This window comes from Parvimonas oralis (genome assembly GCF_047608425.1).
Classification (GTDB): Bacteria; Bacillota; Clostridia; order Tissierellales; family Peptoniphilaceae; genus Parvimonas.
Window position 1 is genome coordinate 82,249 of the sequence record NZ_JBLKRS010000001.1, and the last position, 26,841, is coordinate 109,089.

Below are 26,841 nucleotides of genomic sequence, written 5' to 3' on the forward strand. Positions count from 1 at the left end.
TAAAATAGTTATAATAGTTTTTAAATGATTATTGTTTTATTTATTTTAAATTAGATGGAGATATTATGGTATTTTTAAAGTATTTTTTATTAAATTTTTTGTTTTTATTTTCAGAAAAAATGAGTTTTGCTAATGTTGCAATTTTTAGCTTGATTTCATTAATCTTTGTGCTTATAGTTGAAATTAATGAAAATATATATTATAGTTTAGCTTTGTCAGTAATTTTCTTGATAATAATTTACTATTTTCCGGAGTTTAGATTTTTTATGTTCTCTTTCGTTTATGCAATTTATAGCAAGTCAATATACAATATTCCAATATTTTTTGTATTTTTAATTACAAAAGAAGTTGACTTTTTAACATTGTCTTTACTAATTGTTTGTCTATCTCAATATGATAGGGAGCTATATGAAAGAAAAGTTTTTTACCATAGAGAATTTTTAAATTTTTATAAGACAAATTATAAATTACAAAAGAACTTAAAAAGTATGTATCTTGAAGAAGAAAAAAAGAATTATGAGAGCATCTTAAAAGAAAGAGAAAAAATTTCAAAAGAATTGCATAATTCAATAGGACATACAATTTCAGCTTCTATTTTGGAACTTAGAGCATTGGAATTAATATGTGATGATGAAGAGATAAAAACTTCAGTTATAAGAATTAGGGAGAATTTATCAGGTGGATTAGTTGATATAAGAAAAATAATTCATAATATGTATAAATCTGCTTTTGACTTAGAAAGCTCTATTGAAAAAATTATAGATGTTCCAAATGTAAAGTCAAAATTAATATATAGAGTTAAAACAAAGATGAATGAAAATTTAAGTTTTGACATTTTAAGCATTGTAAAAGAGGCTTTTGCTAATTTTACCAGACATTCAAACGGAGATAGTTTTACCGTAAGAATAATAGAAAATGAAAATTCATATATCATTACGATTTTTGATAATGGAACAAATATTAATATAGAAAAAAATGACGGTCTTGGTATTTTATCAATGGAAGAAATAGCAAAAAAATATAATGGGCTATTCAATGTTATTACAGATGATGGATTTAAGATAAATATTGCAATAGATAAGGGAGAGAATAATGAAAATTTTAATGGTTGATGATGATTTATTAGTATTAAATGCTTTAAGTACCATATTGGGAAAAAGTGGTTATGAAATTGTACTTGCAACAACGGATTCTAAAAAAGCAATTGAGACTTATAAAGAAAATAAAATTGATGTAGTCATTTTGGATATCAGAATGAAAGATGTAAATGGGGTTGATGTTGCAATAGAAATTTTAGATTTTGACAAAGATGCTAAGATAATGCTACTAACAACTTTTAACGATAGGGATGATATAATTAGAGCCTTGAATAAGGGAGTTTTGGGAGTTATTTTAAAGGACAATGTTGCATCGCTAATTCCTGCAATAGAATCTGTAAGTCTTGGAAATAAAATTTTAGATAATGAACTGAATTTAAAAAATCTTTTTAATACTACAAAAAAAGATTTTGAACTCTTAACACAAAAAGAAATTGAGATTTTAGAACAAATTGCAAAGGGATTATCTAATAAAGAAATTTCTGAAAAATTATTTTTAAGTGAGGGAACAGTGAGAAATTATATTTCAGGAATTTTAGAAAAGTTAGAACTTAGAGATAGAACTCAACTTGCAATATATTATTATACGAAGTAAATAAACAAGCACACAAAAAGCCAACATTTTGTTGGCTTTTTGTCTTGAAACAAGGAGGTTTCAGATTTTTGTTATATAAAACATATAGTAAATTGCAAATTAATCATTATGTTTTGAATAATCTAATTCTTTTTCTGAATGAGCAACAACAACTGAGCAAGTTATATCTCCTAGTATATTAATTGCTGTTCTAATCATATCAAAAATTCTGTCAATTCCTGCTACCAATGCGATTCCTTCAATAGGAAGGCCAACACTTTGCAGAACCATTGTAAGCATAATTACTCCTGCTCCTGGGACTCCAGCTGTTCCAACCGAGGCAAGTGTTGTAGTAAGTACAATTACAAATTGTTGTTGCATTGATAAATTTATTCCATAAACCTGTGCTATAAATAGTGCACATACACCTTGATATATTGCAGTTCCATCCATATTTATAGTTGCACCTAAAGGCAGAACGAAACTTGCGATTGGTTTTGAAACACCCATTTCTTCTTCTGCAGTTTCCATAGAAACAGGAAGTGTTCCTGCAGATGAAGCGGTTGAAAATGCTACAAAAAATGGAGTTGACACTTTTTTAAAAAAAGTTCTAACTTTCATCTTTGTAAAGATTTTTATAGATGATGAATACACTAAAAGTGCATGAATTATACTAGCTAAATAAACTATAAAAATTACTTTAATTAAAGGTATTATAACTTTTGGACCATTATTTGCAATAACCGGAGTAATTAAACCTAATACCCCAATTGGAGCTAGTTTCATTATTCCATTTGTAATGGAAATCATAGCATTTGAAATTCCGTCAAAAAATGCAAATACAGGTCTTGATTTTGCTTCTCCTAAAGAGAGAAGTCCACTGCCAAGTATTAATGCAAATACTATAATTTGTAACATATTCCCATCGACGATTGATTTCATAGGATTTGAAGGAATTATATTGATTAGAGTATCTACAAAGTTAGGTGCTTCATTTACTTTTACTTCTTTTAAAGTTGTAGGTAGGGTGAACCCTGAACCGGGTTTTAAAATATTAGTAAATGCTAAACCTAGAATAATGGCAAAGGTAGTTGTTAAAAAATAAAATATAAAAGTTTTTAAACCAATTTTTCCAAGTTTTTTTATATCCTTTAATTCAGCAACTCCGACAACCAAAGATGAAAATACTAAAGGAACTATTACCAATTTAATTAAATTAAGAAATATTGTCCCTATAGGTTTTAGATAAGTATCAGCAACCTTTGGGTTTGATTGTAAACACAGACCTAAAGCTACACCAATGAAAAGTGCGATTATAATCTGTAAGGGTAACGAGATTTTCTTTCTTGTTTTCATGGTTATTCCTCCTATAAATAATTTATCACTATAATACAATGCACTTATATTATAACATATATTAAATCAAAATAAAATATATTTATTAATAAAATTTTCGTGATAAATTGTTTTCCTGTAATTTTTAATGAAATTTTTATAAAAAAACCAGCATATTTTTTAAAATATATAAAATTGTATAAAAATTTTTACCAAAATATTTTAATGAATATTACCTTATCTTTTTAAGCATTATAGATTAGTAAAAATATTTTATAAATACTTATTTTTAATTGAATAAATTTACAAATTTTGTTATAATACATATTAAGTGGAGGTGTATTAATTATGACAAAGAGTAAATTTGAAAACGGCAGTATTAAGATATCAAATGATATTTTCTATATGATTGCTGCAATGGCAACTAAAGAAGTTGAAGGGGTAAAATCAATTGTTGGTATTCCTGTTGAAGCTGAAAAAATTAATGCAAAAAATTCTAAGAAGGGAATTGAAATAGAATTTTTAGAAAATGGAATTCAAGTTTGTGTTAGAATTTCTGTAGAATATGGACAAAAATTTGAAGAAATAGTTAAAAAAATTCAAGAAAATATAAAATTAAAAATAGAAGTGATGACAAGTATTAAGGTTTTAGGTGTGAATATTTGTATTGAGTCTATTGAAAAGTAGAGTGTTTGTATGACTAGAAGTGAAGCACGTGAGTGGTGTATGAAGCTGATTTATCAACTTAGCATACAGAACAGTTTTAAATCTGATGAAATAGAAAGTTTTATAGAATATTTTGATTTACCTAGTAATGAGCTAAAATATATTAGGAAAAATTGCAAATCTATAATAGATCATATTGATGAAATTGATAATATAATAAAAGAAAATTTAGAAGGATGTTGGAATTACAATAGAATAGCTAAAATAGATTTGGCAATTCTTAGAGTTGCAGTTAATGAAATTTATTATTTAGACGATATTCCTGAAAGTGTTGCAATTAATGAAGCTATAGAAATTGCAAATAAGTATTCTACTGATGCTTCATATAAATTTGTAAATGGAATTTTAGGGACTATAGTTAGAGCAAAAAATAAATAATTCATTTTAGGAGGTAGTTATAATGTTAATTAATACTTTATTGTTAATTGTATTTGTTGGTATTGTTTTTTCAGGATTAGCGGTTTCAACTTATTTAGTTGGAACTGAAGGGACAAAAAGATGGATAGTTTATCCGGTTTTTAGTGCTATTTGTATTGGTATATTTTTGTTTTTTAAATATACAATGCATATAAACTTTCTACCATGGAGAAATGCATATTTGATTATTACATTCTATGTTCCTGTAGTTTGTACTCTAATGGCATTTATAGCTATTCCTAAAACATCTTTAAAAGCATTAAAAGAAAGTATATTTCCTGCAGTAAGTATATTTACAATTGGTGGTATTCTTTTAATGTTATTCTAAAATAGGAGAATTTTGATGACAACATTTAAGGTTAAAGAAGTTAGTAAGTACATTGCAAATGTACTTAGGAGGGATTCTTTTTTATCCAATATCAGTGTTGAAGGCGAAGTATCTAATTTTAAAAAATCGGGCGGACATAGTTATTTTAGTATAAAAGATGATGAAGCTATGCTTAAATGTGTAGTTTTTAAAACTGTACCGATTGCACAAAACTTAAATCTTACTGACGGACAAAAGGTTGTCGTAACAGGGACTGTTATGACTTATGAAAAAGGAAGCTACTATCAGATTCTTTGTAAAAATGTTGAAGAGGTTGGACGTGGAAATTTATATGAGCAATTTTTAGCTCTTAAAGAAAAACTTTCAAAAGAAGGCCTTTTTAATGTTGAATTTAAAAAGCCCATTCCTAGATTTCCAAAAAATATCGGAGTTGTTACAGCTAAAAACGGTGCTGCAATTCGTGATATTTTAAATACTTTGAGAAGAAGATACAGGATTGCAAATATATATTTTTATCCTGCAAAAGTTCAAGGAATTGGAGCAAGTGAAGAAATAGCTGAAGGTGTAAGATATTTAGATTCACTTGATTTTATTGATACAATTATAGTTGGTAGAGGTGGTGGTTCTTTTGAAGATTTGAATGCGTTTAATGATGAAAATCTCGTTAGAACCATTTTTAATTGTAAAAAACCTATTATATCAGCAGTAGGACATGAGATAGATACTATGCTTACGGATTTTGTTGCAGATAGAAGGGCAGCTACTCCTACAGCGGGAGCAGAGCTTTCATCTGTAAGTATGGATGAGTTAAAAGAATTTTTAAATCAAGCTGAGAAAAAACTTAATAAAAATATTTTAGAAGAAATTTCTGCTGAAAAAATCCAGTTAGAACATTTCAAAAAAGAATTGGAATATTACAATCCGGTTAATAGAATAACTACATTGAAAGAAAATCTTGATAATTTACGAAAATCTTTAGATGAAAAAATTACATCAGTTTTTAAATATAATAAACAATTACTTGATTTTAAAAGACAGTCTTTGGAGATTATAAATCCTACAAGTATTTTAGATAGAGGTTATAGCATAATTTATAACGAAAAAAATGAAATTGTAAAGGATATTAAGAATGTAAATGTAGGAGATTCTTTGAAACTTAAAGTTTCTAATGGAGAGATTATTTCCGATGTTAAGGAGATTATAGATGGCAATTAAGTTGGAAAATTATGATAAGGGAATTGAAGAACTTATAAAAATAGTAAATGCTTTAGAAAAAGAACAATTAAGTCTTGAAAAAAGTATTGAATTATATAAAAAGGGAATGAAACTTCATAAAGAATTAGTTGAAATTTTAGAAAAAGAAGAAGGCAGATTATTCTTATTTGATGAAAAAGCAGAAGATGAAGACCAAAAATTTGTAGAAAAAACATTAGAAGATGGACAAGTGAGTTTAGAGTTATAATGAGAGATTTTAAAGAATTAATTCTTAATGATAAAAGCATAATTGAGGCAAGATTAAATAAAGTTTATTCAGATAATAATGAGTTTGAAAAAATGTGTGCTTATTCTTTTTCCGTTGGTGGAAAGAGAATAAGAGCAATTTTGCTTTTAGAGGCTTTTAAAATTTATCGTGATATTTCGGATATAGCGATAGACTTTTCGATTGCTATTGAGCTTATTCATAACTATTCATTGGTGCATGATGATTTACCTGAAATGGATAATGATAAATTCAGAAGAGGCGTTTTATCTGTCTATGGTAAATATGGACAGTCAAATGCGGTTTTAGTTGGAGATGAACTTTTAAATAATGCAAATTTAATTATGTTTAAAGCTATTAAACAACTTGAAAATATTGATGAAATAAAAAACGCTATTTCTGCGAGTGAAATAATTTTAAATTCAAGCGGAATAAATGGAATGATTTACGGACAATTCTTAGATCTTGAGAATAATATAGAAAATTTAAGTGACATTGAAAAGATAAATGCTTTAAAAACTGGCGAGCTTTTTAAGGCATCAATTCTAGCAGGTGCAAAACTCGCAGGAGCAAGTGATAAAGATTTGAAGCATTTAGAAATCTATGCTAAAAATTTAGGACTTGTTTTCCAACTTCAAGATGATTTATTTGACTATGATGAGGATATTAGACTAAAGAAAAAAACTTTTGCAACAGTTTTAGGAAAGAGTGAAGTTGAAAAGAAAATTCAAGAATTAAATGGAATTTCTTTTCAAGAGATTAATAAAATTTCAGGACAAAAAGAGTTTTTTGTGGATTTTATAGATTATATGGCAAAAAGGACTTACTAATGGAAAGAGTGGATATTTGTATAGTAAATCTTGGTCTTGCAAAGTCAAGAACTCATGCTAAAAGGATTATTACAGAAAGAAGAGCCTTTTATGACGGAAAAGTTATAGAAAAAGTTTCTATGATTATTGAAAATCCGAGCTTAATAACTATAAATTCAACTTTTGAAGATAGTTATGTTGGAAGAGGAGCTATAAAATTAGACTCTGCAATTAAAAACTTTAAGCTTGATTTGAATAATTTGGTTTGTATGGATATTGGAGCATCAACCGGTGGATTTACACAAATTATGTTAAATGAAAATGCGAAAAAAGTATATGCTATAGATGTAGGTACAGACCAACTTGCAAAGAGTTTACTAAATGATGATAGAGTAGTAAGTTTGGAAAATACAAATTTTAGATATTTAGATTTTGAGGAAATTGGAGAAAAAGTTGATTTTGTTTCAATAGATGTTTCCTTTATTTCTTTAAGATACATTTTTGAAAATTTGTATAAATTTTTAAAAGAAGATAGTAAAATTGTGGCATTAATAAAACCACAATTTGAATGTGAAGGAAAAAGTTTAAATAAAAAGGGCATAGTTAAATCTGAAAAAGTTATAGAAAATGTAATTGATAAAGTAAGACTATATGCTCTTGGGAATAAACTTGAAATAATTTCCATAATTGATTCTCCGATACTTGGAGGAGATGGAAATAAGGAAAAATTAGCACTTATTAAAAGGATTTTTTAAGAGGTTTTATGAAAAAATATACAAGACAGAGAATTATTTTAGATTTAGTTGAAAATAATGAAATAAAAACACAGGAAGAGCTTTCAGAATGTTTGGAAAAAAAGGGAATTCGTTCCACACAAGCCACAGTTTCTAGAGATATAAAGGAATTAAAAATTTTAAAGGTACAAACTAAGAATGGCGAATATAAGTATAAGGTTGTTGATTCCATTTATGATTCTTTAGATGAAAGATTAAATAAAATATGTAAACTTGCAATTTTATCTATAAAGCATAATGGGGATATAGTTCTTGTAAAGACAATTCCACATACTGCCGGTATTTGCGGTTCATATATAGAAAATGCCAAGATAAAAATGGTTAGCGGAATTGTAACGGGAAATGATACTATTTTTATTGCAGTAGATGACAAAGAGTATTTAGATTCTGTTGTTGAGGATATAAGAAAACTTGTAAGGTAGGGATTTTATGTTATCTGAATTATATATAAGAAATTTAGCAATTGTTGATGAAATAAAAATTTCCTTTACTGAAGGACTTAATATTTTAACAGGAGAAACGGGAACCGGTAAATCTATTATTATCGGTGCTATTTCTTTGCTTTGTGGAGGAAGAGCAAATACTTCATCTATTGGTAAACGTAGTGATAATGCTTATGTTGAAGGAGTTTTTTTTCTTTCTGATTATGATGAAAAAATTTTAAGAGATAAATTTGAATTGCTGGATTTAGATATAGAAATTGAAGATAATATGTTGATTATTTCAAGAACAATAAGCAAAAATGGAAGATCAGTTTCAAAGATAAATAATAAAACTGTAAATAATTCTATTTTATCAGATATTATGTTAAATATTTTAAATGTATGTGGGCAACACGACAGTTATACTCTATTTAACAGAACTGATTTTGTTGGAATTTTGGACAGTTTTTGTGATGATAATTTTAGAAATAAACTTAAAGAATTAGAAACACTCTATGGACAAATAAAAAAGACAAGTTACAACTTAAAAAAATTAAAGAATAGAGTAAGTAATTTTGATGAAAATGTTGAAGAAATAAAAGCAGAAATTGAAGAGCTTAACAGTTTGGAATTAGAAACTTTGGATGAAGAATATATCGAAAATGAAATTGATAAGTTTAATAACAGCCAAACAATTTTAGGATGTTGTGGAAACTTAGTTGAGCTTTTTGACGGAGAAAATTCAGAAGTAAATGCATTTTCTATTTTAAATGAGATAAATAGAAATATTTTGCTATTGGAAGAAAATGATAAGAATGTAAAATTAAGTGAAGATTTTGAAAATATTTCTTTTGGATTAAAGGAAATTTTTAGTAAAATCCAAGGTTACTATTCTAATATTTATATTGATGAAGAAAGTTTGGATATTTTACAGGAAAAATTTAATCTTTTAAATGATTTTAAAAGAAAGCATAAAACAGATAAAAAAGGGCTAATAAAATATAAAAATTCATTAGAAGAAGATTTGTATTTACTTGAACATTCAAAAGATTTGTTATATGAGGAAAATAATAAACTTAAAAATTTAAGTGAAGATTATAAAAAACTTGCTACAGAAATTTCTAATTTAAGAAAAGAAGTCGCAAAGAGGATAGAAAAATTAATTGAAAAAGAACTTTTAGATTTGGATTTAAAGAATTCAATCTTTAAAATAGATATTAAAACTAATAATAAAATTACCAATAATGGTTTTGATGAAGTTACTTTTTTAATTTCTACAAATAAGGGCGAAAAGCTTCAAGAAATTTATAAAATAGCTTCAGGTGGAGAGCTTAGCAGAATTATGTTAGGTTTTAAAAAAGTTTTATCCGATAGAGATAAGATAGCAACTCTTGTTTTCGATGAAATTGATACGGGTATAAGTGGAGTAACTGCTCAAATTGTTGGAGAAAAACTTGCAGAAATTTCAAAAAATCATCAACTTCTTGTAATTTCTCATTTGCCACAAATTTCTGTATTATCCGATACTCATTTTATAATAAGCAAAGAAACTGTTGGAGATGTAACTTTATCAAAAGTTTTGTGTGCAAATTATGATGAAAAAGTTATGGAAATTTCAAGACTTATAGGTGGAGCAAATATTAATGAAACAACTATAAGACAATCTAAGGAAATGATTGAAATTGCAAATGAAAAAAAGGAAAGATTAAGATGTATAGAAAAGTAAAATCAGAAGAAATTTTTGAAGGTAAAATCTTAAATTTAAAACTTGAATACTTTGAAAAAGATGATAAAATTTTAAAAAGAGAAATTGTAGAGCATAAGGATGCTGTTGCAATTTTTCCTATAGATGAAGATGGATATATATATTTAGTTAAACAATACAGATTTCCAATTCAGGAATATTTTTTAGAAATACCTGCAGGACTTGTAGAAGCAGGAGAAAATTATAAAGAGACAGCTCTTCGAGAACTACAGGAAGAAATTGGATTTAGTTCAAATAATTTGGAGAAAATTTTTGAAGGCTATACAAGTGTAGGATTTTGTAATGAAAAAATAGTAATCTATAGAGCTGATAGCTTATTTTTTTCAAAATTACCTGAAGATGAGGATGAAAATTTGAGTATAGTTAAAATTCATTTTGACGATTTAAAAAGGATGTATTTTAATGGAGAAATAAAAGATTTTAAAACAGCTATAGCTATTTTAAATGAAATAAATAGGGGGTAGTATGGACTTTTTAATGGAACATTTAATGGTCGGAATTGCAGTAATGTTTGTAATTATAGTTTGTAGAGTTTTTCAAGCAAATGTTGCTTTAGCTTTGGGAGACGACACACCGAAATTAAATGGATCAACCAGCTTAAATCCTGTAAATCATATTGATTTAATGGGTTTTATTTGTTTTTTGGTTTTTAAATTCGGTTGGGCAAAACCTTTAGAAGTAAATGTATCTAAGTTTAAAAATAGATTTTGGGGTAAAATAATTTATTCTTTATCCAATGCTTTTATGTGCTTTTTAATAGCACTAATTTCAGCAATGATATATATACTTATAGGTTCTAATAGTGGCTTATTATTTATACTTTTTAGAGATATATTTACAATCAGTATAGTTTTTGGAATTATAGGATTGATGCCTTTGCCACCATTTGACGGTGCAATTTTCATAAGTGCTTTTTTATCAAGAGAAGTAGAATATGAATATTTTAAACTTTCAAATTATACTACTCTTATTTTACTTGCATTGATACTTACAAGAACTTTTGGAACATTTTTATCACCAATAGTTAGTACAGTTGGACAATTTATAATTAGAATTGCATATATGTTGGTGATGTAATGCAATTAATAGTAAATTTAGATACCTATTCAGGACCTTTGGATTTGTTGCTTGACTTAATTTCAAAACAAAAAGTTGATATTTATGATATTGAAATTAGCCAAATTACAAAACATTATCTTGAAGTAATAGAAAATTCTATTCACAGTGAAGATACAGATATTTCTGCTTTTTTGCTAATGTCGAGTACATTAGTCGAAATAAAATCCAGAAGTTTGATTCCAAAAAATACTGATGAAGATGACGATGAAATAGTTACAAAAGAGCAGTTAATTGAAAGACTTATTGAATATAGAAAGTTTAAAAAAGTTGGAGAGTACTTTAAAAACTTGGAAGCGGAAGGAAGTAAAGCATATTCAAAAATGCAGTCCGATATAACTGAATATATGGTAGAAGATAAGGAAATTATTTTAAATACGGATGTTGATGTTTTAGTTAATTTAATGGAAAATATTATAAATCAGTATCAAAACAAAAGTGATGATAATTCTTTTGATAAAATCATAGAAAAGGACTTATTTCCGATAGAAAAATATATTTCAATGATAAAGGACAAAATCTATGAAAAAAAAGAACTTTATTTTGAGGATTTAATTTTTCAAAATGGAACAAAAAGTGAGCTTATAACAATTTTTATATCTATTTTAGAGCTTGTAAAAAATAATGTTATTAAGATTTTTCAGGATAAAGATAAAAATATTAAACTTAATTTAGTGGGTGATGAAGTTGAATAGTAGAGAATATAAACAAGTTATTGAACAGTTATTGTTCGTTTACGGAGATCCTTTAAAGATTGATGATATCGCAAAAGTTTTAGATATTCCTGTAAAAGATGCTACTGTTTTAGCTGATGAACTTGTGGAAGAGTTTGAATTTCAAAAAAGAGGTCTTATTATTCAAAAAATTTCCAATCATTATCAGATAAAAACGAGAAAAGAATATCACGATATTATTTCTAAACTTTTTGAAAAAGTTACGATGAAACATTTAACTAATTCAACTTTAGAAACTTTGGCTATTATTGCTTATAAGCAACCAATTACAAGACAGGAAATTGAAGAGATAAGAGGAGTTAAATGTAACAGCTCTATTGAAACTTTGATTTCAAAGGACTTCATAGCAGAGGCTGGTAGGCTTGATAGAATTGGTAAACCTATTATTTATAAGACAACTTTAAATTTTTTAAATCAATTTAATTTAAAATCTTTAAAAGATTTACCTGATATTGAAAAATTTATTTCAGATGAAGAAAAAAATCAAATAGTTGAAGATGAAAATAATGTGGAAATAGAAAATGAGAATAAATAAATTTATTGCAAATTCTGGATATTGTTCAAGAAGAAATGCTGATTTGCTTTTAGAACAGAAAAAAGTCCTTGTAAATGGAAAAATAGCAACCAAAGGAATTGATATTTCAGAAACTGATGAAATTTTAATTGATGGTAAAAAAATCAGATTAGAAGAAGCTAAAAAATATTATCTTTTAAATAAGCCTGTTGGATATTCCAGTACAGCTAAAGCTCAATTTCAAGAAAAAATTGTTTTGGATTTAATAGATTCTAAAGAGAGAATTTATCCTGTAGGACGTTTGGATAAGGACAGCTTTGGACTTTTACTTTTAACAAATGACGGGGACTTAGCTTTTAAGCTGACTCATCCAAGTCATAATGTTGAAAAAGAGTATATAGTAAAGGTTGATAAAACTTTAAAAGAAAGTGATTTAAAAAAATTATCTTCTGGGATAATGCTTGAGGGAAGATTTACAAGAGAAGCAAGATTTGAAATTTTTGACTTTAAAAATAATATTGTAAAAGTTTTTCTAAAAGAAGGAAGAAATAGACAGATAAGAAAAATGTTTAAAACTTTAGGTTATAATGTTATTTCACTGGAAAGAGTTGCCTTTGGTAAAATTAAACTTGGAAAATTAAAATTAGGAAGTTATAGAGAACTTTGTAAAGAGGAGATAGAATATTTAAGGAGTTTATAATGATAGGTTTAAAAAATGCCACTCCTGAAGAATTTGAAGAACTATATGTCAAATATGGAATAGGTGGAAGTATGGATTTATCCATTCCAACTTTTTATTTCAGTTTAGTTATGGAAGAAGATATAATCGGATATGTAAAATTAACTTTTAGATATGAAGATTATTACTTGGAAGAAATAAAATATGATGAAGGAATGGAAAGATTTAATAGATTTTTCATAAAATGTATTGCTTATAAAGTATATACCAAGAAAAAGAAGAGTTTCTATTCTAGATTATTTTTTAAAGGAATTTCAGGAGTAACTAAAATAGAAGATGATTTATACATTTATGATGTTGAAGAAATTTTAGAACAAGGAAAGTGTTGTAGTGGCTGTAATAAATAATACAAAAAATTTAATAGAATTTTTTATGCGTAATTATGTCAAAGATGTTAAAATCGCAGTTGATATGACAGTTGGAAATGGATTTGACTCTAAAAATATTTTAGAAATTTTAAAACCGGAAAAACTATATTGCTTTGATATACAACAAGAAGCTTTGGATAATTCTAAAAAATTACTTGAGCAATATTCTAATTATGAATTGATTTTAGAAAATCATAAAAATTTTGATAAATTTGTAAAAGAAAACATTGATTTTGCAATATATAATTTGGGTTATTTACCTAAAGGGGATAAGTTTATAACAACAAATGCAATTGATGTAGAAGAAAGTTTGAAAAAATTACTGGAAAAATTAAATTCTAAAGGAACTATTTTTATAACTTTTTACATAGGTCATTTATCCGGGCAAATGGAGAGTTTGGAATTATCAAAGTTTTTGGAAAGTTTGAACCAAAAAGAATATACAATTCTTAAATTCACATTTGAAAATCAAAAAAATAATCCACCTTATGTGGTGATGATACAAAAAAATTAAAAAAACAATTTTATATTGACTAATACTTAAAAATACATTATAATATATTGGTATCTTGGAGAGCTGTCCGAGTGGTCGAAGGAGCACGATTGGAAATCGTGTAAACGTCAAAAGCGTTTCGAGGGTTCAAATCCCTCGCTCTCCGCCAGGCACTAGGCGGGGTGTTAGCAGTACCTTGTAACCTGTAATCTGCTATAGCAGGGCTGAATTCCCAAGTTAGATTTTCAAGGGGTGTAGCCGACTTTTGTAAGTGGTGTTGACAAGTGGGTCCTTACGCAATAGAGCTTTACGAATCTGGTCAGGTCTTGACGGAAGCAGCCATAAGTAAAGTACTCTATGTGCCGTAAGATTGCTTACTTAGAGCTAACTGCAAAGGCACCGTGCATTTCTTGTTAAGCGACCTTGGGTGTGCTTACATATTAAAGAGTTATCTGTAAAGATAGCTCTTTTTTTGTGAGAATCTATTTGATTTATGTTTAATTTATGATAAAATATAGTCAAGAGGTATAGCTATGATAGTAAAGGATAGTATTAAGGAATTAGTAGGTCTTAAGACCGAAATATCAGAAATAGAATATTCCAAGCATGGATTGAAACGGCATCTAGAAAAAAGAAAGCATTATGATGTTTTAAAATATTTAAACCATATTAAAGAGATAATAGAAAATCCGGATTATGTTGGACTTAATACAAATGGAAATAAAATGGCTTTAGAATATGTAAAATGTTATAAAAAGAATATTCTACTTGTTTTGAAGATTAATAAAACTAAGGATAAGTTTTTTATTATAAGTATGTACAGCATAAATGATTATAAATTAAATAGTAGAAAATTTAGTGGAAGGCTAAAAAAGGTTGACAAAAAGTAAAAAATTGGGTATACTATAGTTAAGTAAAGAGGTAGTTGAGGGCAGAAATGGTTCCTGCCGCACCTTCAACAAGGTATCTGAGATGTTGGATACACCGACCAACCGACTACTTAATTGAACTTTATGAGAGTTGGAGAAGTCTAACTCTTTTTTTGTAGGCAAATAATTTTAAACCATAGTTTAGTTTTTGAACTTTGTATTTTGAAAATTGTTTTATAAGTTGTAGAAACTACATATTAAAATTAGGAGGTAAATATGAAAAATATTAAACTTTATAATGTATTTTTTCCAATTTGGTTTTTACTGTTGTTTCCTGTAACTTGGCTTATTGCTATGCCTGTAAATTTTGTTATAGACTCAATTGTAATCCTATTATCTTTAAAATTTTTAAAGATAGATGATGCTTTTCAAAAGTATAAAAAAGTAATTCTAAAAGTATTTTTATTTGGATTTTTTGCAGATTTTGTTGGTGCAATTTTCTTGTTTTTAATGGTAACCTTGGTTGGAATGGGATATAAGACTTCCGGATTTTTTAAATGGATTAACAATAGTATTATTGAGATTATGATGGAAAATCCTTTTGGAAATATATATGCATTTGTATTAATGACAATAGCAATTGCAATATCCGGATTATGTATCTATTACTTAAACTTAAAGGTAAGTTTTAAAAATGTAGATATGGAAGAAAAAGACAAGAAAAAATTAGCATTATATATGGCAATCTTTACAGCTCCATATTTATTCTACACTCCAACAGCAATAGTTCACAAGTTTTTGGGTTAGTGCTTAAAAATAAAATATAAACATTTCCAAACAGAGTTAGACAATCTAACTCTGTTTTTGAATTTTAGATATAAATTTATAAACATTGACAAAAAGTATTAATAGCTTTATAATCTAATTGTTTTGTAATAAAAGGTTTTCTTTAAGAATATTATCAATTTGTTATTGGATGATATTTATCCAATAAAAAAACTCACTTTCGTGAGTTGACCTAAACGACTTAGGTTAGCTATCGTCAAAGCAATAGCGTTTTGAATAAATTTTTATTTGAACTCGTAATGTAATCTACATAGGTACTAATATGCCATAATATATCAAAATAAAACATTTAAGTTTAGCGATGATGCTTTATTATATAACGAGTATATGGAAGAAAATATAACAAATAGGAGCTATCAGCGCTATATCTTTATTAAAAATATCGTAAAAATTAAATAATCAAGTCTAAAAGTAGGACTTATGAGATGTAGAAATATTTAGTGTTTATATATCGACCTTTCTAGTGCTAAGATATTATATGCATATTTGTTAGAAATTTCAAACTTATCATTCAAATTGATTGAGTTTACAAGTAATTTAAATTTTACATTATGTTTACTTTTTAAGAAATCATGGATATATTAAATAAGTTCAATAAAACCGCAATAAAGATTCTAAATAGTTATGAAGAAGATAAAAAGATAATTGTATTGATTGAGATAAAATGGTATGAACTTGGAAAGTCAAATATTATTAATGATAAATACTTTATGAATATGTTTTTATTAAAGTGTAGAAATACATCTTAAAAGTGAAGAATATATGTACTAGTAATATTTAATATAAATAACATTTATTATAGAAATGGGCAAACTCATCATAGAACATTTCAAAATTTTTTCTTATGGAAAAAGAAATAAAAGAATTGAAATAAATATTAGACTATTTAGTGAGCTTATAAACTAAGGAGATAGAATAGTGTGGGAAAGTATTCTTTAGAATATGATGAAGGCATTGAGTATATAGAAACGAAGAATCAATTCATATTTACTATGTCGAGATGGTAAAATTGAACAAAGTTATAGTGGAAATAGAAAGATTTTTTATAATCAAAGTATAGTATACGTACTTATAAATAAGATAATATAATATGAACAAATCGTTAACAACTGTGGACTATTGTCAGAACAAGTGTTATAATAAAATAGATTATGATTGAGGAGGAATACTATGGATTTGATGTTAATATTAACTGCAATAGGAACTGTTGCAACTGTGATTTCAACTATTATTGCTATAAAATCAAAAAATGAAGCAAAGGATATTTTAAAGCAAATAATAGAAGAACGTAACAGAAATATTGATAACAAAGGTAATATAAAGGTAAAAAATAACGGAAACAATTCTGGAATTATGAGTGGAATTAATTCAGGAGAAATATATAGATGAAAAATAATGAATTTAAAGCTGAAAATAGTGGAGACAACCGCGGAATAATTGTAGGACAAAATAGCGGGACTATTAATTTATCAATGCAAAGTGTTTGTAAGCTTTCTTCTTTGATAGCTAATTTAGTTAAGGAATTTGGTGAAATGTGTAATGAAATGGATTATAACGTTAATGAAGATAATCTTCAAGAATATAAACTTGATATAAAATTAGATTATAATTCTGTAGTTAAATATAAGGAAATTATCAAAGAGTTTTCTGCATATTATTCAATTTGTGAGGATTGTTTGAACGTTTATGACAACTCAAATATAGGTAGTAAAGCTAAGATTTTAAAATGTATTCACCTCTGGTATTTAGAAGAAAAAGGAGAAATACTTTCAAAAAAAAAGCAAACTGGGGAAATTGATATAGATGTAGTTAAACACAATTCAGACGAAATTATTAACAAGGTAATGATAAAAATTAGAAAAGTAGTTGAAGAATCACCAGAATTTGGTAATTTGTATAGAGAAGATATAGAGATAGGAATAGTGTGTTTTACTTGTTTTTGTTTTATGGAATGTAAGATATTGGAGAGACCTATATGATTTTAAATATTCAAAGACATCCAGATTTTTCATTGTACTCTTTAGGTGGAATATTGTTAGAAATTTTAGAGCAGGTAAAAGTTATACCCATTGAAAAATTGTTGGAAGAAGTACAGCAACGTGTAAAGAAAAGAGTACATGTTGATTTCATTTATTATGCATTAGATTGGTTGTATTTATTAGAACTTGTTAAAATTGAGGAAGGAGAGGTGTATTATGAAAATAAAAAAATTAATAGTAAGCAAAAAGATACCTTATGACGAAGTTATACGTGAAATTTCGTTTAATGAGAATGGGCTGAACTTAATTGTAGATGATACTCCAGAGAATCTTCATGAAAGTGGCAATAGTGTAGGGAAATCTACTGCAATAAAAATAATAGATTTATGTTTGGGAGCAAAATCTGTTCGTGAATTATATTATGATTCAGATACAAGCAGTGAAAATGTGGATATAAAGGAATTTCTAAAAGAACATAAAGTTCAAGCTGAGTTGATTTTGATAGATAATAATAAAAAAGAATATTCAATAAGGAGAGATTTGTTTTCAAGAGGGAAAAGATATATTTTTGACGAATCTTGTATTGAAAAGGAGTTTTGGGATAAATTAAAGAAAATAATTTTTGATTTGAACGAACCAAGACCTACATTTAGACAGCTAATACCTAAATTTGTAAGAGTAGAGAGTACAGCTGAAGATAGAATGATTAATTTTTTACCAATGATGACAGGAAATGACACTTATGATACAATATATTGTTTTTTATTTCAGATATATAGTGATGAATTGTTAAGTAAAAAGGAAGAAATTAAAGAAAGGTTATCAGAATGTCAAAAAACAATTCAAGCATTGGAAAAGAGCAAGAGTATACCTTCTTTAAGTGTTTTGAAACAATCTTTAAAGATAATTAATTCAGATTTAAATGATTTATATGGTAAGAGAACTAAATTTTCTTATATGGATGAATATAGAGAAGAATTAGATTCGAAGAGAAAACTTACTTTGAAGATTTACAATTTACAAGAAAAGATGGAATTAGTTGAGTTCGAAATTGAGAACATCAAAAATAGTATATTGAAGTTATCAAAGGAACAGTCGGAAATTGATATTCAAATACTACAGTCAATCTATCAAGAAGCTAAAAGTTATATTCCAGAATTGCATAAAAGTTTTGAAGATATGATTGATTTTCATAATGCCATGATTCAAAATAGAATTGATTTCATAAAAGAACAAATGGATGTAAAAAAAGAATTATTAGAGCAGTATTCCTCACAATTGGCGAATGTTTTAGAGCAAAAAGAAAAGATAACAATTGAGGTATTAGATGAAGGGTTATTAGATGAATTAAATATGCTTAATCGTAAAATTGAAGATTTATCATTAAAGAAAGGAGAGATACAACAGTCTATTCAGTTGCTAGAAGAACAAGAAATAGTTAGACAGGATTTAAATGAAGATTTATTAGATATTCAAAATAGGATGAAAAATGATGGTATAGAAGAAAAAGTAAATAAGTTCAATCGATTCTTTTCTGATTATTGTGATAGACTATATGGCGAGAAATATTTGTTAGCATATAATAAAAATTGGAATGAAGAGAAAAAATTTCCGGTTAGTATTGCTTTGCTTGGCGGAAATGTTGGAACAGGAAAAAAGAAAGCTGTTATTGTGGCGTTTGATTTAGCATATATGCAATACAGTATTCGTATGGGAATAAAAGTTCCTCAATTTGTAATCCATGATAAGATGGAAAATACTCATATTAATCAGATAAAGACTATTTTTGAAATATGTGAAGAGATTGACGGACAGTATATAATTCCTATTTTAAGGGAAAGAATTGATAAAGTGGATCAAAAATATGTAGAAAAAGCAACAATTTTGAAATTAAGTACAAATAATAAGTTTTTTGGAATATAGGCAATATAGAAAATTCAATTGGATTTCAGTAACATTAAAATTAATCGGTTTTATGTTTTTAGCTATAATGTAGGAAATTTTAAAGTAACAACGAGTAGCACAAATAAATTGTTAGCTGTGATAGTTATCTTAGTTTTGTATTAGTTTGAAGAAATAAGCTATATATAACAAAAAGTTAAAAGTGTCGCTAGACAAATAATATTAGTCAAATAGAGTCAAAATATTGAGCTATAATATAAATAGTTTTTTAAAATATGAGTACAATCTAAAAATGTATTTAGGTACTTTTTAACTCTTTTTTGTAAATTATATTGTTTGAGAGTAATATAATCTGAATTGATACTAAAATATAAATTACTATTTATTTTCTCTAAAAGAGTTGACTTTTTTGTGATTTGTGGTATTATATAGTTGAGATTATAATTCTTTAGAGGTCGAATTCATCTCACATAATAGAATGTAAATAAAAAAGCAAGGTTGGCAGACCTTGCTTTTTATGTTGATTATTTAAAATTCTTTAGCAATTTTAATAACGCAATCAACAACGTTAATAAAATTATAGCATCAATAGAGGTCAATAGCTTCACCTCCTTACATATAGAATGCAAAATAATTATATAATAATATAAAGTTTAAGTAAACAGTTAAAAACAGAGTTATACAATCTAACTCTGTTTTTTATTGAATATAAGATAAAAATTATAAATATTGACAAAAAGTATGTATAGATTTATAATTTAGTTGTGTTACTATATTAAAATTGATTTAATTTTTACAATAGTATTATAATTGGAGGTTAACATTGTGAGAGGATTAAGTAGATTAATTGCTAACTCAATAGCAAATAGCATAGAAAATAGTAAATATAGAGATCATATTTGGTTTGCTTTTTCTATTGTTGTGTCTTTGATTCTTATTTATACAATTTATTATAATTTTACTAATGGTGAAATGGATACTACTAAAATTATAGGAATTGTACTATGCAGTTTTATTTTAATTATAATGTTATTAGGTGCTTTTGTTTTTTTAAAAAAGATTAGAGAAAAATAGTTTAATACTGTAATTATGATTTCAAAAAATTTAGGGAGGGAGATAGAGTTCTTACCTCCTTACTTATATACTATTAAATATTTTAACAATTAATATATTTTGATTTATAAATTTGGAGGAAATAATGAATATAAATTGGTATCCGGGTCATATGAAAAAGACTATGGATAATATAAGAGTGTCATTGAAATTGGTTGATATTGTTGGAGAGATTATTGATTCAAGAATTCCGATAAGTAGTAAAAATCCTGTTATTGATGATGTTTTAAAGGATAAGCCTAGAATTATGATTTTAAATAAATCGGATATGGCTGATGAAAATGAGACTAAGAAGTGGCTTAGTTATTATAGGAAAAAAGGTTATGGAGCTGTTGTCGTAGATGCACTTCATTCAAAGGGTTTAGATAAGATTTATTCAGTTGCTAAAGAGATGTTGGCTGATAAATTTAAAAAGCTTGAAGAAAAAAATCTTTCTTCAAAGACAATTAGAATGATGATTGTAGGAATTCCTAATGTAGGAAAATCTACTTTTATTAATTCCATTTCAAAGAGAAAGAGTGCAAAAATAGGAGATAGACCCGGTGTTACAAAACAGGTGCAATGGATTAAGACAAAGAATGATTTAGAGCTTTTAGATACTCCGGGAGTTCTTTGGCCTAAGTTTGAAGATGAAAGAATCGGTTTGCACTTGGCTTTTACCGGGGCAATTAAGGATGAGATTATGGATATTGAAAATTTAGCTTTTCGTTTTATTGATGAGTTAAATAAAAGAGATGTAAATATTCTTAAAAATAGATATAATCTATCTGAAGATTCTTATGAGGATACATTGTATTTAATGGATGAAATCGGAAGAAATAGAGGAGCAATTTTAAAGAAGAATGAAATTGATTACTTTAAGGTTGCAAATTTAGTTTTAGATGATTTTAGAAAAGTAAAACTTGGAAGAATAACTTTAGAAACTGTGGAAGATATTGAAAAATTTGAGGAAGATAATGGAAATTAGAGAAGAACTGGAAAATATCTACAAAAAATATAATTTAATTATCGGTGTTGATGAAGTTGGAAGAGGCTGTCTTGCCGGTCCTGTCGTTTCTTGTGCAATTATTATGAAAAAATATAGTAAGATTGAGGGAGTAACGGACAGTAAGAAACTTTCTAAAAAGAAAAGACTGGCACTTTATGATAAAATTTTAGAAGAATGTGTAGGCTATGGAATTGGAATTGTAGATAATGTAAAAATTGATGAAATAAATATAAAACAGGCAAGTAGGCTTGCTATGAGGATTGCCATTTCAAATATAAAGGATTTAGACGGAAATAAAGTTTCCGGCGATTTTTTGATAACTGATGCAGAAAAAGTTGATGTTGATATTCCACAGATTAATTTGATTCACGGAGATGAGCTTTCTTATGTGGTTTCCTGTGCTTCAATAATCGCAAAGGAATACAGAGATAGTATGTTCGTTGAGTATGAGAAAAAGTATCCGAACTATAATTTTATAAAGAATGTAGGATATGGAACAAAGGCTCATTATAAGGGAATTGATGAAAATGGGGTTACTCCTATTCATAGAGTAACATTTTTGAAGAAATATTTTGAAAAGAAAAAAGATTATGAAAGCTAAAGATATTGGGAATTTAGGGGAAGATATAGCTGTTAAATTTCTTTTAGAAAAGGGCTATGAAATTATTGAGAGGAATTTTTTAAAACCTTTTGGAGAGATTGATATAATAGCAAAGGATAAAGATTTTTTAGTTTTTATTGAGGTTAAGGCTAGAAAAAATGTAAATTTCGGCTTTCCAAGAGAATTTGTAAATGGAAGTAAAATAAAAAAGATACAAGACGTTGCTCAGATTTATATGATGGAGAAAAATTTATTTGGAGCAAAAATTCGATTTGATGTTATAGAAATAATTTTTGACAATCATAAAATTACACATATAGAAAATGCTTTTTAGGAGGATTTATGTTTACTGCTTATGTAATTACCGTTTCTGACAAGGGGTCAGTCGGAGAGAGAGTTGATACTTCAGGAGAAGTAATTGTTGAGATATTAAAAGAAAATAATTATGAAGTTATTGATAAGATTATTATTCCGGATGATCAAGCAACAATAGAAAAAAAGTTAAAATATGCCTGTGATATTTTAGAAGCTGATTTAATTTTAACAACAGGTGGAACAGGCTTTAGTAAGAGAGATGTTACACCTGAAGCAACTTTGAATGTTGCAACTAAAAACGCATTTGGAATTTGTGATTCTATTAGACAATACAGTTTGACAATCACTAAGAGGGCAATGCTTTCAAGAGCTGTTTCAGTTATTAGAAACGACAGCTTAATTATAAATTTACCCGGTAGTCCAAAAGCTGTTAGAGAATCTTTGGAGTATATTATAGATTCTGTAGAGCATGGACTTCAAATACTTTTGGGAACGGCATCCGAATGTGCTAGAAAGTAGGTAAGATATGTATTCAAAGACTAAGACTTGTGTGTTAAATGGATTAAATGGTTATGATATTGATGTTGAAGCAGATTTATCAAGTGGACTTCAGGCTTTTAATATTGTAGGGCTTCCTGATTTATCTATAAAAGAATCTAAGGAAAGAGTAAAATCTGCAATTTCAAATAGTGGATTTTCAATTCCACCAGGGAGAGTTACAATAAATTTAGCTCCTGCAAATTTAAAAAAAGACGGCTCTCAAATTGATTTGGCAATAGCTGTGAGTATGTTACTTGCTATTGGAGTTATTGAGTATTTACCTGATGAAAAAACTGTTTTTTTAGGTGAGCTTTCTCTTGACGGAAGAGTTATAACTTTTGACGGAGCTTTACCTATGATTATCTCTTTAAAAGAACTTGGTTTTAAAAAGTTCTTTATTCCTAATGCTATTAAAAATGAAGTTAATATAGTTCAAGGAATAGAGATTTATCCAATTTCACATTTAAAAGAATTAGTTGATTGTTTAAATGGAGTTATCGAAATAAAAAAAGAAGAAATAGCAAAGGTAAATTTAGATGAGGAAATAAAGTATGATATAGATTTTTCAGATATAAAAGGTCAGGAAAATTTAAAGAGAGCAATGGAAATTTCTGCTGCGGGAGGACATAATTTGCTGATGGTTGGCCCTCCAGGGAGCGGAAAAACTATGATTGCCAAAAGATTACCGACAATTTTACCCAAATTAACTTTTGATGAATGTATTGAATGTACAAAAATATATTCAATAGCTGGAAAACTTAAAAATAATAAATTGGTTACTCAAAGACCTTTCAGGTCTCCACATCATACAAGTAGTCCTATTTCTCTTGTTGGTGGGGGTAAAATTCCAAAACCCGGGGAAGTTTCTCTTGCACATAATGGAGTTTTGTTTTTAGATGAATTTCCTGAGTTTTCAAAACAGGCTATTGAAGTTTTAAGACAGCCTATGGAAGATGGAAAAGTTACTATTTCAAGGGCTAATTCATCAATTACTTATTATTCAAATTTTGTAACTATTTGTGCATTAAATCCTTGCCCTTGTGGGAATTATGGATCACAAACCGAAAAATGCACTTGTTCACAGTTACAAATCCAAAGATATTTGAGCAAAATTTCAGGTCCAATACTTGATAGAATTGATATTCAAGTTGAAGTTGAACCTGTGAAATATGACGATTTATCTTCAAAAGAAGTTTTAGAAACTTCTTTTGAAATTAGAAAAAGAGTTGAAAAAGCTAGAAAAATTCAACTTGAAAGATATAAAAATGAAAAAATATATAATAATGCAAATCTTTCAGCTAGACAGATTAAGAAATATATTATTTTAGATGAAAAACTTGAAAAAATTATAGAATTTGCTTTTAAAAAGTTTAAGTTTTCAGCAAGATCTTTTAATAAAATTTTGAAGTTGACAAGAACAATTGCAGACTTGGATGGAAGTGAAGAAATCAAGGAAGAACATCTGTTAGAAGCTATCAGATATAGAAGTTTGAGTAATAAATATTGGAGTTAGTTATGAGAAATGAAGATGCTTTGTTATTTTTAAGTTATTTGAATTTTGATTATAAAATTAAAGATGAATTATTAAATCATTTTACTTTGGAACATATTGAGGAGATTTTTGATTTATCCGGAGACTATTTTAAAGAAAATAAACTTTTAACTAAGAATAATATTGAAAAATTAGTTGAAGAGAGAGAAAAATTTAATTCAGATGCTTATAGAGATTATTTAGAGAAAAAGAAGGTTAATTATGTAAGTATTTTGAGTGAAAATTATCCAATTAATCTAAAAGATATTGAATATATTCCACAAGTTATTTACTATAAGGGAGATATTTTACCTGAAGATGAATTTGCTCTCTCAATTGTAGGCTCTAGGAAATGTACCAATTATGGAGCTTGGGCAACTGAATATTTTGCAAGGTCAATTTCAGAACTTGGAATAAGAATTGTTTCAGGAATGGCTTTGGGTATTGATTCCATTTCACATAGAGCTGCTTTAAAATCAGGGGGGAGAACTATAGCCGTTTTAGGTTGTGGAGTTGATATAGCCTATCCTAAAACTAATTACAGATTGTATGACGAAATTATAGAAAATGGTGCAATTATGAGTGAATTTCCTATAGGAATGCCACCTTTAGCTCATAATTTTCCTGTTAGAAACAGAATTATTTCAGGACTTTCAAAAGCATTATTGGTTATCGAGGCACAAGATCGTTCAGGTACACTTATAACTTCAAGATTTGCAAATGAACAGTCAAAAGAAATTTTTGCACTTCCTGGAAATATTAACAGCCTATATAGTAAAGGAACGAATAAATTGATAAAAGATGGAGCATTGATTGCTACGGATTATCAGGATATTATAGATGGAGTTATTGATTTTTCCGAATTTATTTTGAATAAAAATAAAGAGGAAAAAGATTTGGATATTTTGGATGCAAAAGAACTTTTAATTTATAATTTAATAAATGAAGAACCGAAATCTCAAAATAAAATTTCAACTATAACAGGTTTTTCAATCATAGAAACAAATACAATTTTAACTGCATTGGAACTAAAGGGATTTATAAAGGAGCTTAATGGAGGAATTTTTGTAGTTGATTAGTTTTAAGAGATGATGTTCATCTTTTTTTGATGAGGTAATTATGAATATAGATAGAGAATATGCTATGATTTTATTGAATGAAGCCAATAAATTAAATTGTGGTAGGTGGTTTGAACATTCTTTAAATGTTGCAAAATGTGCGGAGATTATCGCAAAAAATACTGAATATTTAGATTCTGAAAAAGCATTTGTACTGGGATTGTTACATGATATTGGTAGAAGATTTGGATTTTCACATATAAAACATGTATATGATGGAATGATTTTTTTGGATGAAAAAAATTTTTATGAAGGTGCAAGAATTTGTTTAACACATTCATTTCCTATTAAAACTATATATTGCTATAATGGAAAATTAGATTTACCCAAAGAAAAGTTGGATTTTCTTGAAAACAAATTGAAAGAAATTATTTATGATGATTATGATAGATTGATTCAACTCTGTGATGCTTTAGGAGCTGCTGAAGGATTTGTAAGATTGGAAATTAGGCTGTTTGATGTTGCAATCAGAAATGGAATAAACGAGTATACTATTGAAAAATGGAAAAAGTTTTTAGAACTAAAAAGATATTTTGATGAAAAATGTAATATTGATATATACAAACTTTTAAATATAGAATAGGTGAATTATGAATTATATAGTTTTTAACAGTCCAATTGGAGAAATAAAAGTTGTTGAAGATCAGGAGAAAATAATTGAGATAAAATTTGTAAAAGATGAAAAAGTTATTAATCCTGAAACTGAAATTTTAAAATTGGCAAAAAAAGAATTGGAAGAATATTTTTGTGGGAAAAGAAAAAACTTTACGTTCACATTTAAAGTGGATGGAAGCGAGTTTGCATTAAAGGTATATAAGGCTTTAACGGAAATTCCTTATGGAGAAACTTGTAGTTATAAAGATATTGCAAGAAAAATTGGAAATGAAAATTCGCAAAGAGCAGTAGGCGGAGCGAATAATAAAAATAAATTACCGATTGTAATTCCATGTCATAGAGTTATAGGAAGTAATGGAAAACTTGTGGGCTATGCTGATGGAATTGAAATAAAACAAAAACTTTTGGAGTTGGAAAGAAAAAATTTAAAATAAAATATTTTAAAATCATAAATTTAGTATAAAAAAACAATAAAAATTCAAAAAAATGTAAAAAAATTCAAAAAAATCGCAAAAAAAGTGAAAAAAATTGAAAAAAGTTTAAAAAAAGTGTTGACAAATGTATTTTTATGGGGTATAATATATTTAACAAACAAGATAACGCGTTAAATAGTTTGAAGACTGGAGGTAAGACCAATGAAAGTATTAAAAACAATTTCATCAGAGTTGCTGAATCATTGGTTTTTAGAAAAGACTTACGATTCCAGCAACTTG

The 26,841-nt window shown here is 27.1% G+C and carries 35 protein-coding genes, 1 tRNA gene and 1 other RNA gene; 36 read left to right on the forward strand and 1 reads right to left on the reverse strand.

Going from position 1 to position 26,841, the window contains the following annotated elements:
- Positions 1-65 precede the first annotated feature (65 nt).
- Positions 66-1,112, forward strand: a complete 1,047-nt coding sequence (locus tag ACMX2D_RS00485) for a sensor histidine kinase (protein WP_414972312.1) — start codon at positions 66-68, stop codon at positions 1,110-1,112.
- Positions 1,093-1,692: a response regulator transcription factor gene (locus tag ACMX2D_RS00490; RefSeq protein ID WP_009447953.1), complete on the forward strand. Its 600-nt coding sequence runs from the start codon at positions 1,093-1,095 to the stop codon at positions 1,690-1,692. The genes ACMX2D_RS00485 and ACMX2D_RS00490 overlap by 20 nt, the downstream gene beginning before the upstream one ends.
- Before the next feature lie 99 nt (positions 1,693-1,791).
- On the opposite strand, the gene ACMX2D_RS00495 is transcribed toward ACMX2D_RS00490, so the two are convergent.
- The gene (locus tag ACMX2D_RS00495; RefSeq protein WP_414972313.1) at positions 1,792-3,027 is read right to left on the reverse strand and encodes a dicarboxylate/amino acid:cation symporter; all 1,236 of its coding nucleotides are present in this window, start codon (positions 3,025-3,027) and stop codon (positions 1,792-1,794) included.
- Between the two features lie 327 nt (positions 3,028-3,354).
- On the opposite strand from ACMX2D_RS00495, the gene ACMX2D_RS00500 reads away from it, so the two are divergent.
- From ACMX2D_RS00500 to ACMX2D_RS00665, 34 genes are all read left to right on the forward strand, one after another.
- Positions 3,355-3,693 carry an Asp23/Gls24 family envelope stress response protein gene (locus ACMX2D_RS00500; protein ID WP_414972315.1) on the forward strand — a complete coding sequence of 113 codons (339 nt, stop codon included), beginning with the start codon at positions 3,355-3,357 and terminating at the stop codon, positions 3,691-3,693.
- A 9-nt stretch (positions 3,694-3,702) separates the two neighbouring features.
- A complete protein-coding gene (gene nusB / locus ACMX2D_RS00505; RefSeq protein WP_414971025.1) occupies positions 3,703-4,110 on the forward strand; it encodes a transcription antitermination factor NusB in 408 nt (135 codons plus the stop codon).
- Positions 4,111-4,132: 22 nt separating this feature from the next.
- The gene (locus tag ACMX2D_RS00510; protein WP_414972316.1) at positions 4,133-4,477 is read left to right on the forward strand and encodes a hypothetical protein; all 345 of its coding nucleotides are present in this window, start codon (positions 4,133-4,135) and stop codon (positions 4,475-4,477) included.
- Positions 4,478-4,492: 15 nt separating this feature from the next.
- Positions 4,493-5,692, forward strand: a complete 1,200-nt coding sequence (xseA, locus tag ACMX2D_RS00515) for an exodeoxyribonuclease VII large subunit (RefSeq protein ID WP_414971023.1) — start codon at positions 4,493-4,495, stop codon at positions 5,690-5,692.
- Positions 5,682-5,939, forward strand: a complete 258-nt coding sequence (gene xseB, locus ACMX2D_RS00520) for an exodeoxyribonuclease VII small subunit (protein ID WP_414972317.1) — start codon at positions 5,682-5,684, stop codon at positions 5,937-5,939. The genes xseA and xseB overlap by 11 nt, the downstream gene beginning before the upstream one ends.
- A complete protein-coding gene (locus ACMX2D_RS00525) occupies positions 5,939-6,787 on the forward strand; it encodes a polyprenyl synthetase family protein (protein ID WP_414972318.1) in 849 nt (282 codons plus the stop codon). Before xseB ends, ACMX2D_RS00525 begins: the two co-directional genes overlap by 1 nt.
- Positions 6,787-7,521: a TlyA family RNA methyltransferase gene (locus ACMX2D_RS00530; RefSeq protein WP_414972320.1), complete on the forward strand. Its 735-nt coding sequence runs from the start codon at positions 6,787-6,789 to the stop codon at positions 7,519-7,521. Before ACMX2D_RS00525 ends, ACMX2D_RS00530 begins: the two co-directional genes overlap by 1 nt.
- 8 nt (positions 7,522-7,529) lie before the next feature.
- Positions 7,530-7,982 carry an arginine repressor gene (locus tag ACMX2D_RS00535; protein ID WP_009447810.1) on the forward strand — a complete coding sequence of 151 codons (453 nt, stop codon included), beginning with the start codon at positions 7,530-7,532 and terminating at the stop codon, positions 7,980-7,982.
- A gap of 7 nt (positions 7,983-7,989) precedes the next feature.
- Positions 7,990-9,708, forward strand: a complete 1,719-nt coding sequence (gene recN / locus ACMX2D_RS00540) for a DNA repair protein RecN (protein ID WP_414972321.1) — start codon at positions 7,990-7,992, stop codon at positions 9,706-9,708.
- On the forward strand, positions 9,693-10,211 hold the full coding sequence (locus ACMX2D_RS00545) for an NUDIX hydrolase (RefSeq protein ID WP_414972322.1): 519 nt from the start codon (positions 9,693-9,695) through the stop codon (positions 10,209-10,211). Before recN ends, ACMX2D_RS00545 begins: the two co-directional genes overlap by 16 nt.
- A 1-nt stretch (position 10,212) precedes the next feature.
- Positions 10,213-10,824, forward strand: coding sequence for a site-2 protease family protein (locus tag ACMX2D_RS00550; RefSeq protein WP_414972323.1), 612 nt, complete (start codon positions 10,213-10,215; stop codon positions 10,822-10,824).
- Entirely contained in the window at positions 10,824-11,558 is a 735-nt protein-coding gene (locus ACMX2D_RS00555; protein ID WP_414972324.1) for a segregation and condensation protein A, read from the forward strand. Before ACMX2D_RS00550 ends, ACMX2D_RS00555 begins: the two co-directional genes overlap by 1 nt.
- Positions 11,545-12,132 carry an SMC-Scp complex subunit ScpB gene (gene scpB, locus ACMX2D_RS00560; protein WP_414972325.1) on the forward strand — a complete coding sequence of 196 codons (588 nt, stop codon included), beginning with the start codon at positions 11,545-11,547 and terminating at the stop codon, positions 12,130-12,132. The genes ACMX2D_RS00555 and scpB overlap by 14 nt, the downstream gene beginning before the upstream one ends.
- Positions 12,119-12,811: a pseudouridine synthase gene (locus tag ACMX2D_RS00565; RefSeq protein ID WP_414972326.1), complete on the forward strand. Its 693-nt coding sequence runs from the start codon at positions 12,119-12,121 to the stop codon at positions 12,809-12,811. The genes scpB and ACMX2D_RS00565 overlap by 14 nt, the downstream gene beginning before the upstream one ends.
- Positions 12,811-13,197, forward strand: coding sequence for a hypothetical protein (locus tag ACMX2D_RS00570; protein ID WP_414972327.1), 387 nt, complete (start codon positions 12,811-12,813; stop codon positions 13,195-13,197). Before ACMX2D_RS00565 ends, ACMX2D_RS00570 begins: the two co-directional genes overlap by 1 nt.
- Positions 13,181-13,732: a tRNA 5-(aminomethyl)-2-thiouridylate-methyltransferase MnmM gene (gene mnmM, locus ACMX2D_RS00575; RefSeq protein WP_414972328.1), complete on the forward strand. Its 552-nt coding sequence runs from the start codon at positions 13,181-13,183 to the stop codon at positions 13,730-13,732. The genes ACMX2D_RS00570 and mnmM overlap by 17 nt, the downstream gene beginning before the upstream one ends.
- 57 nt (positions 13,733-13,789) lie before the next feature.
- Positions 13,790-13,880, forward strand: a tRNA-Ser gene (locus tag ACMX2D_RS00580).
- An RNA gene (gene ffs, locus ACMX2D_RS00585) (signal recognition particle sRNA large type) lies at positions 13,880-14,146 on the forward strand. Before ACMX2D_RS00580 ends, ffs begins: the two co-directional genes overlap by 1 nt.
- Positions 14,147-14,244: 98 nt before the next feature.
- Entirely contained in the window at positions 14,245-14,601 is a 357-nt protein-coding gene (locus ACMX2D_RS00590; protein ID WP_414972329.1) for a PBECR3 domain-containing polyvalent protein, read from the forward strand.
- Between the two features lie 255 nt (positions 14,602-14,856).
- Positions 14,857-15,387, forward strand: a complete 531-nt coding sequence (locus tag ACMX2D_RS00595) for a hypothetical protein (protein ID WP_414972330.1) — start codon at positions 14,857-14,859, stop codon at positions 15,385-15,387.
- A gap of 611 nt (positions 15,388-15,998) precedes the next feature.
- A complete protein-coding gene (locus ACMX2D_RS00600; RefSeq protein WP_414972331.1) occupies positions 15,999-16,175 on the forward strand; it encodes a hypothetical protein in 177 nt (58 codons plus the stop codon).
- Between the two features lie 421 nt (positions 16,176-16,596).
- Positions 16,597-16,815, forward strand: coding sequence for a hypothetical protein (locus ACMX2D_RS00605; RefSeq protein WP_414972332.1), 219 nt, complete (start codon positions 16,597-16,599; stop codon positions 16,813-16,815).
- Entirely contained in the window at positions 16,812-17,405 is a 594-nt protein-coding gene (locus tag ACMX2D_RS00610; RefSeq protein ID WP_414972333.1) for a hypothetical protein, read from the forward strand. Before ACMX2D_RS00605 ends, ACMX2D_RS00610 begins: the two co-directional genes overlap by 4 nt.
- Complete coding sequence (locus ACMX2D_RS00615; protein ID WP_414972334.1) at positions 17,402-17,665, forward strand: ABC-three component system middle component 6; 264 nt, start codon at positions 17,402-17,404, stop codon at positions 17,663-17,665. The genes ACMX2D_RS00610 and ACMX2D_RS00615 overlap by 4 nt, the downstream gene beginning before the upstream one ends.
- The gene (locus ACMX2D_RS00620; protein WP_414972335.1) at positions 17,622-19,328 is read left to right on the forward strand and encodes a DUF2326 domain-containing protein; all 1,707 of its coding nucleotides are present in this window, start codon (positions 17,622-17,624) and stop codon (positions 19,326-19,328) included. Before ACMX2D_RS00615 ends, ACMX2D_RS00620 begins: the two co-directional genes overlap by 44 nt.
- 804 nt (positions 19,329-20,132) lie before the next feature.
- A complete protein-coding gene (locus ACMX2D_RS00625) occupies positions 20,133-20,381 on the forward strand; it encodes a hypothetical protein (protein ID WP_414972336.1) in 249 nt (82 codons plus the stop codon).
- 124 nt (positions 20,382-20,505) lie between these two features.
- Positions 20,506-21,387 carry a ribosome biogenesis GTPase YlqF gene (gene ylqF, locus ACMX2D_RS00630; protein WP_414972337.1) on the forward strand — a complete coding sequence of 294 codons (882 nt, stop codon included), beginning with the start codon at positions 20,506-20,508 and terminating at the stop codon, positions 21,385-21,387.
- The gene (rnhB, locus tag ACMX2D_RS00635; protein ID WP_414972338.1) at positions 21,377-22,009 is read left to right on the forward strand and encodes a ribonuclease HII; all 633 of its coding nucleotides are present in this window, start codon (positions 21,377-21,379) and stop codon (positions 22,007-22,009) included. The genes ylqF and rnhB overlap by 11 nt, the downstream gene beginning before the upstream one ends.
- Positions 21,999-22,343, forward strand: coding sequence for a YraN family protein (locus ACMX2D_RS00640; protein WP_041954986.1), 345 nt, complete (start codon positions 21,999-22,001; stop codon positions 22,341-22,343). Before rnhB ends, ACMX2D_RS00640 begins: the two co-directional genes overlap by 11 nt.
- Positions 22,344-22,351: 8 nt before the next feature.
- Positions 22,352-22,843: a MogA/MoaB family molybdenum cofactor biosynthesis protein gene (locus ACMX2D_RS00645; RefSeq protein WP_009448265.1), complete on the forward strand. Its 492-nt coding sequence runs from the start codon at positions 22,352-22,354 to the stop codon at positions 22,841-22,843.
- 7 nt (positions 22,844-22,850) lie between these two features.
- A complete protein-coding gene (locus ACMX2D_RS00650) occupies positions 22,851-24,377 on the forward strand; it encodes a YifB family Mg chelatase-like AAA ATPase (protein WP_150263149.1) in 1,527 nt (508 codons plus the stop codon).
- A 2-nt stretch (positions 24,378-24,379) separates the two neighbouring features.
- Positions 24,380-25,474 (forward strand): DNA-processing protein DprA, encoded by a 1,095-nt coding sequence (gene dprA / locus ACMX2D_RS00655; protein ID WP_414972339.1) that lies wholly within the window; start codon positions 24,380-24,382, stop codon positions 25,472-25,474.
- A gap of 40 nt (positions 25,475-25,514) precedes the next feature.
- On the forward strand, positions 25,515-26,096 hold the full coding sequence (locus ACMX2D_RS00660; protein WP_414972340.1) for an HD domain-containing protein: 582 nt from the start codon (positions 25,515-25,517) through the stop codon (positions 26,094-26,096).
- A gap of 7 nt (positions 26,097-26,103) precedes the next feature.
- Entirely contained in the window at positions 26,104-26,562 is a 459-nt protein-coding gene (locus ACMX2D_RS00665; RefSeq protein ID WP_414972341.1) for a methylated-DNA--[protein]-cysteine S-methyltransferase, read from the forward strand.
- Positions 26,563-26,841 lie beyond the last annotated feature (279 nt).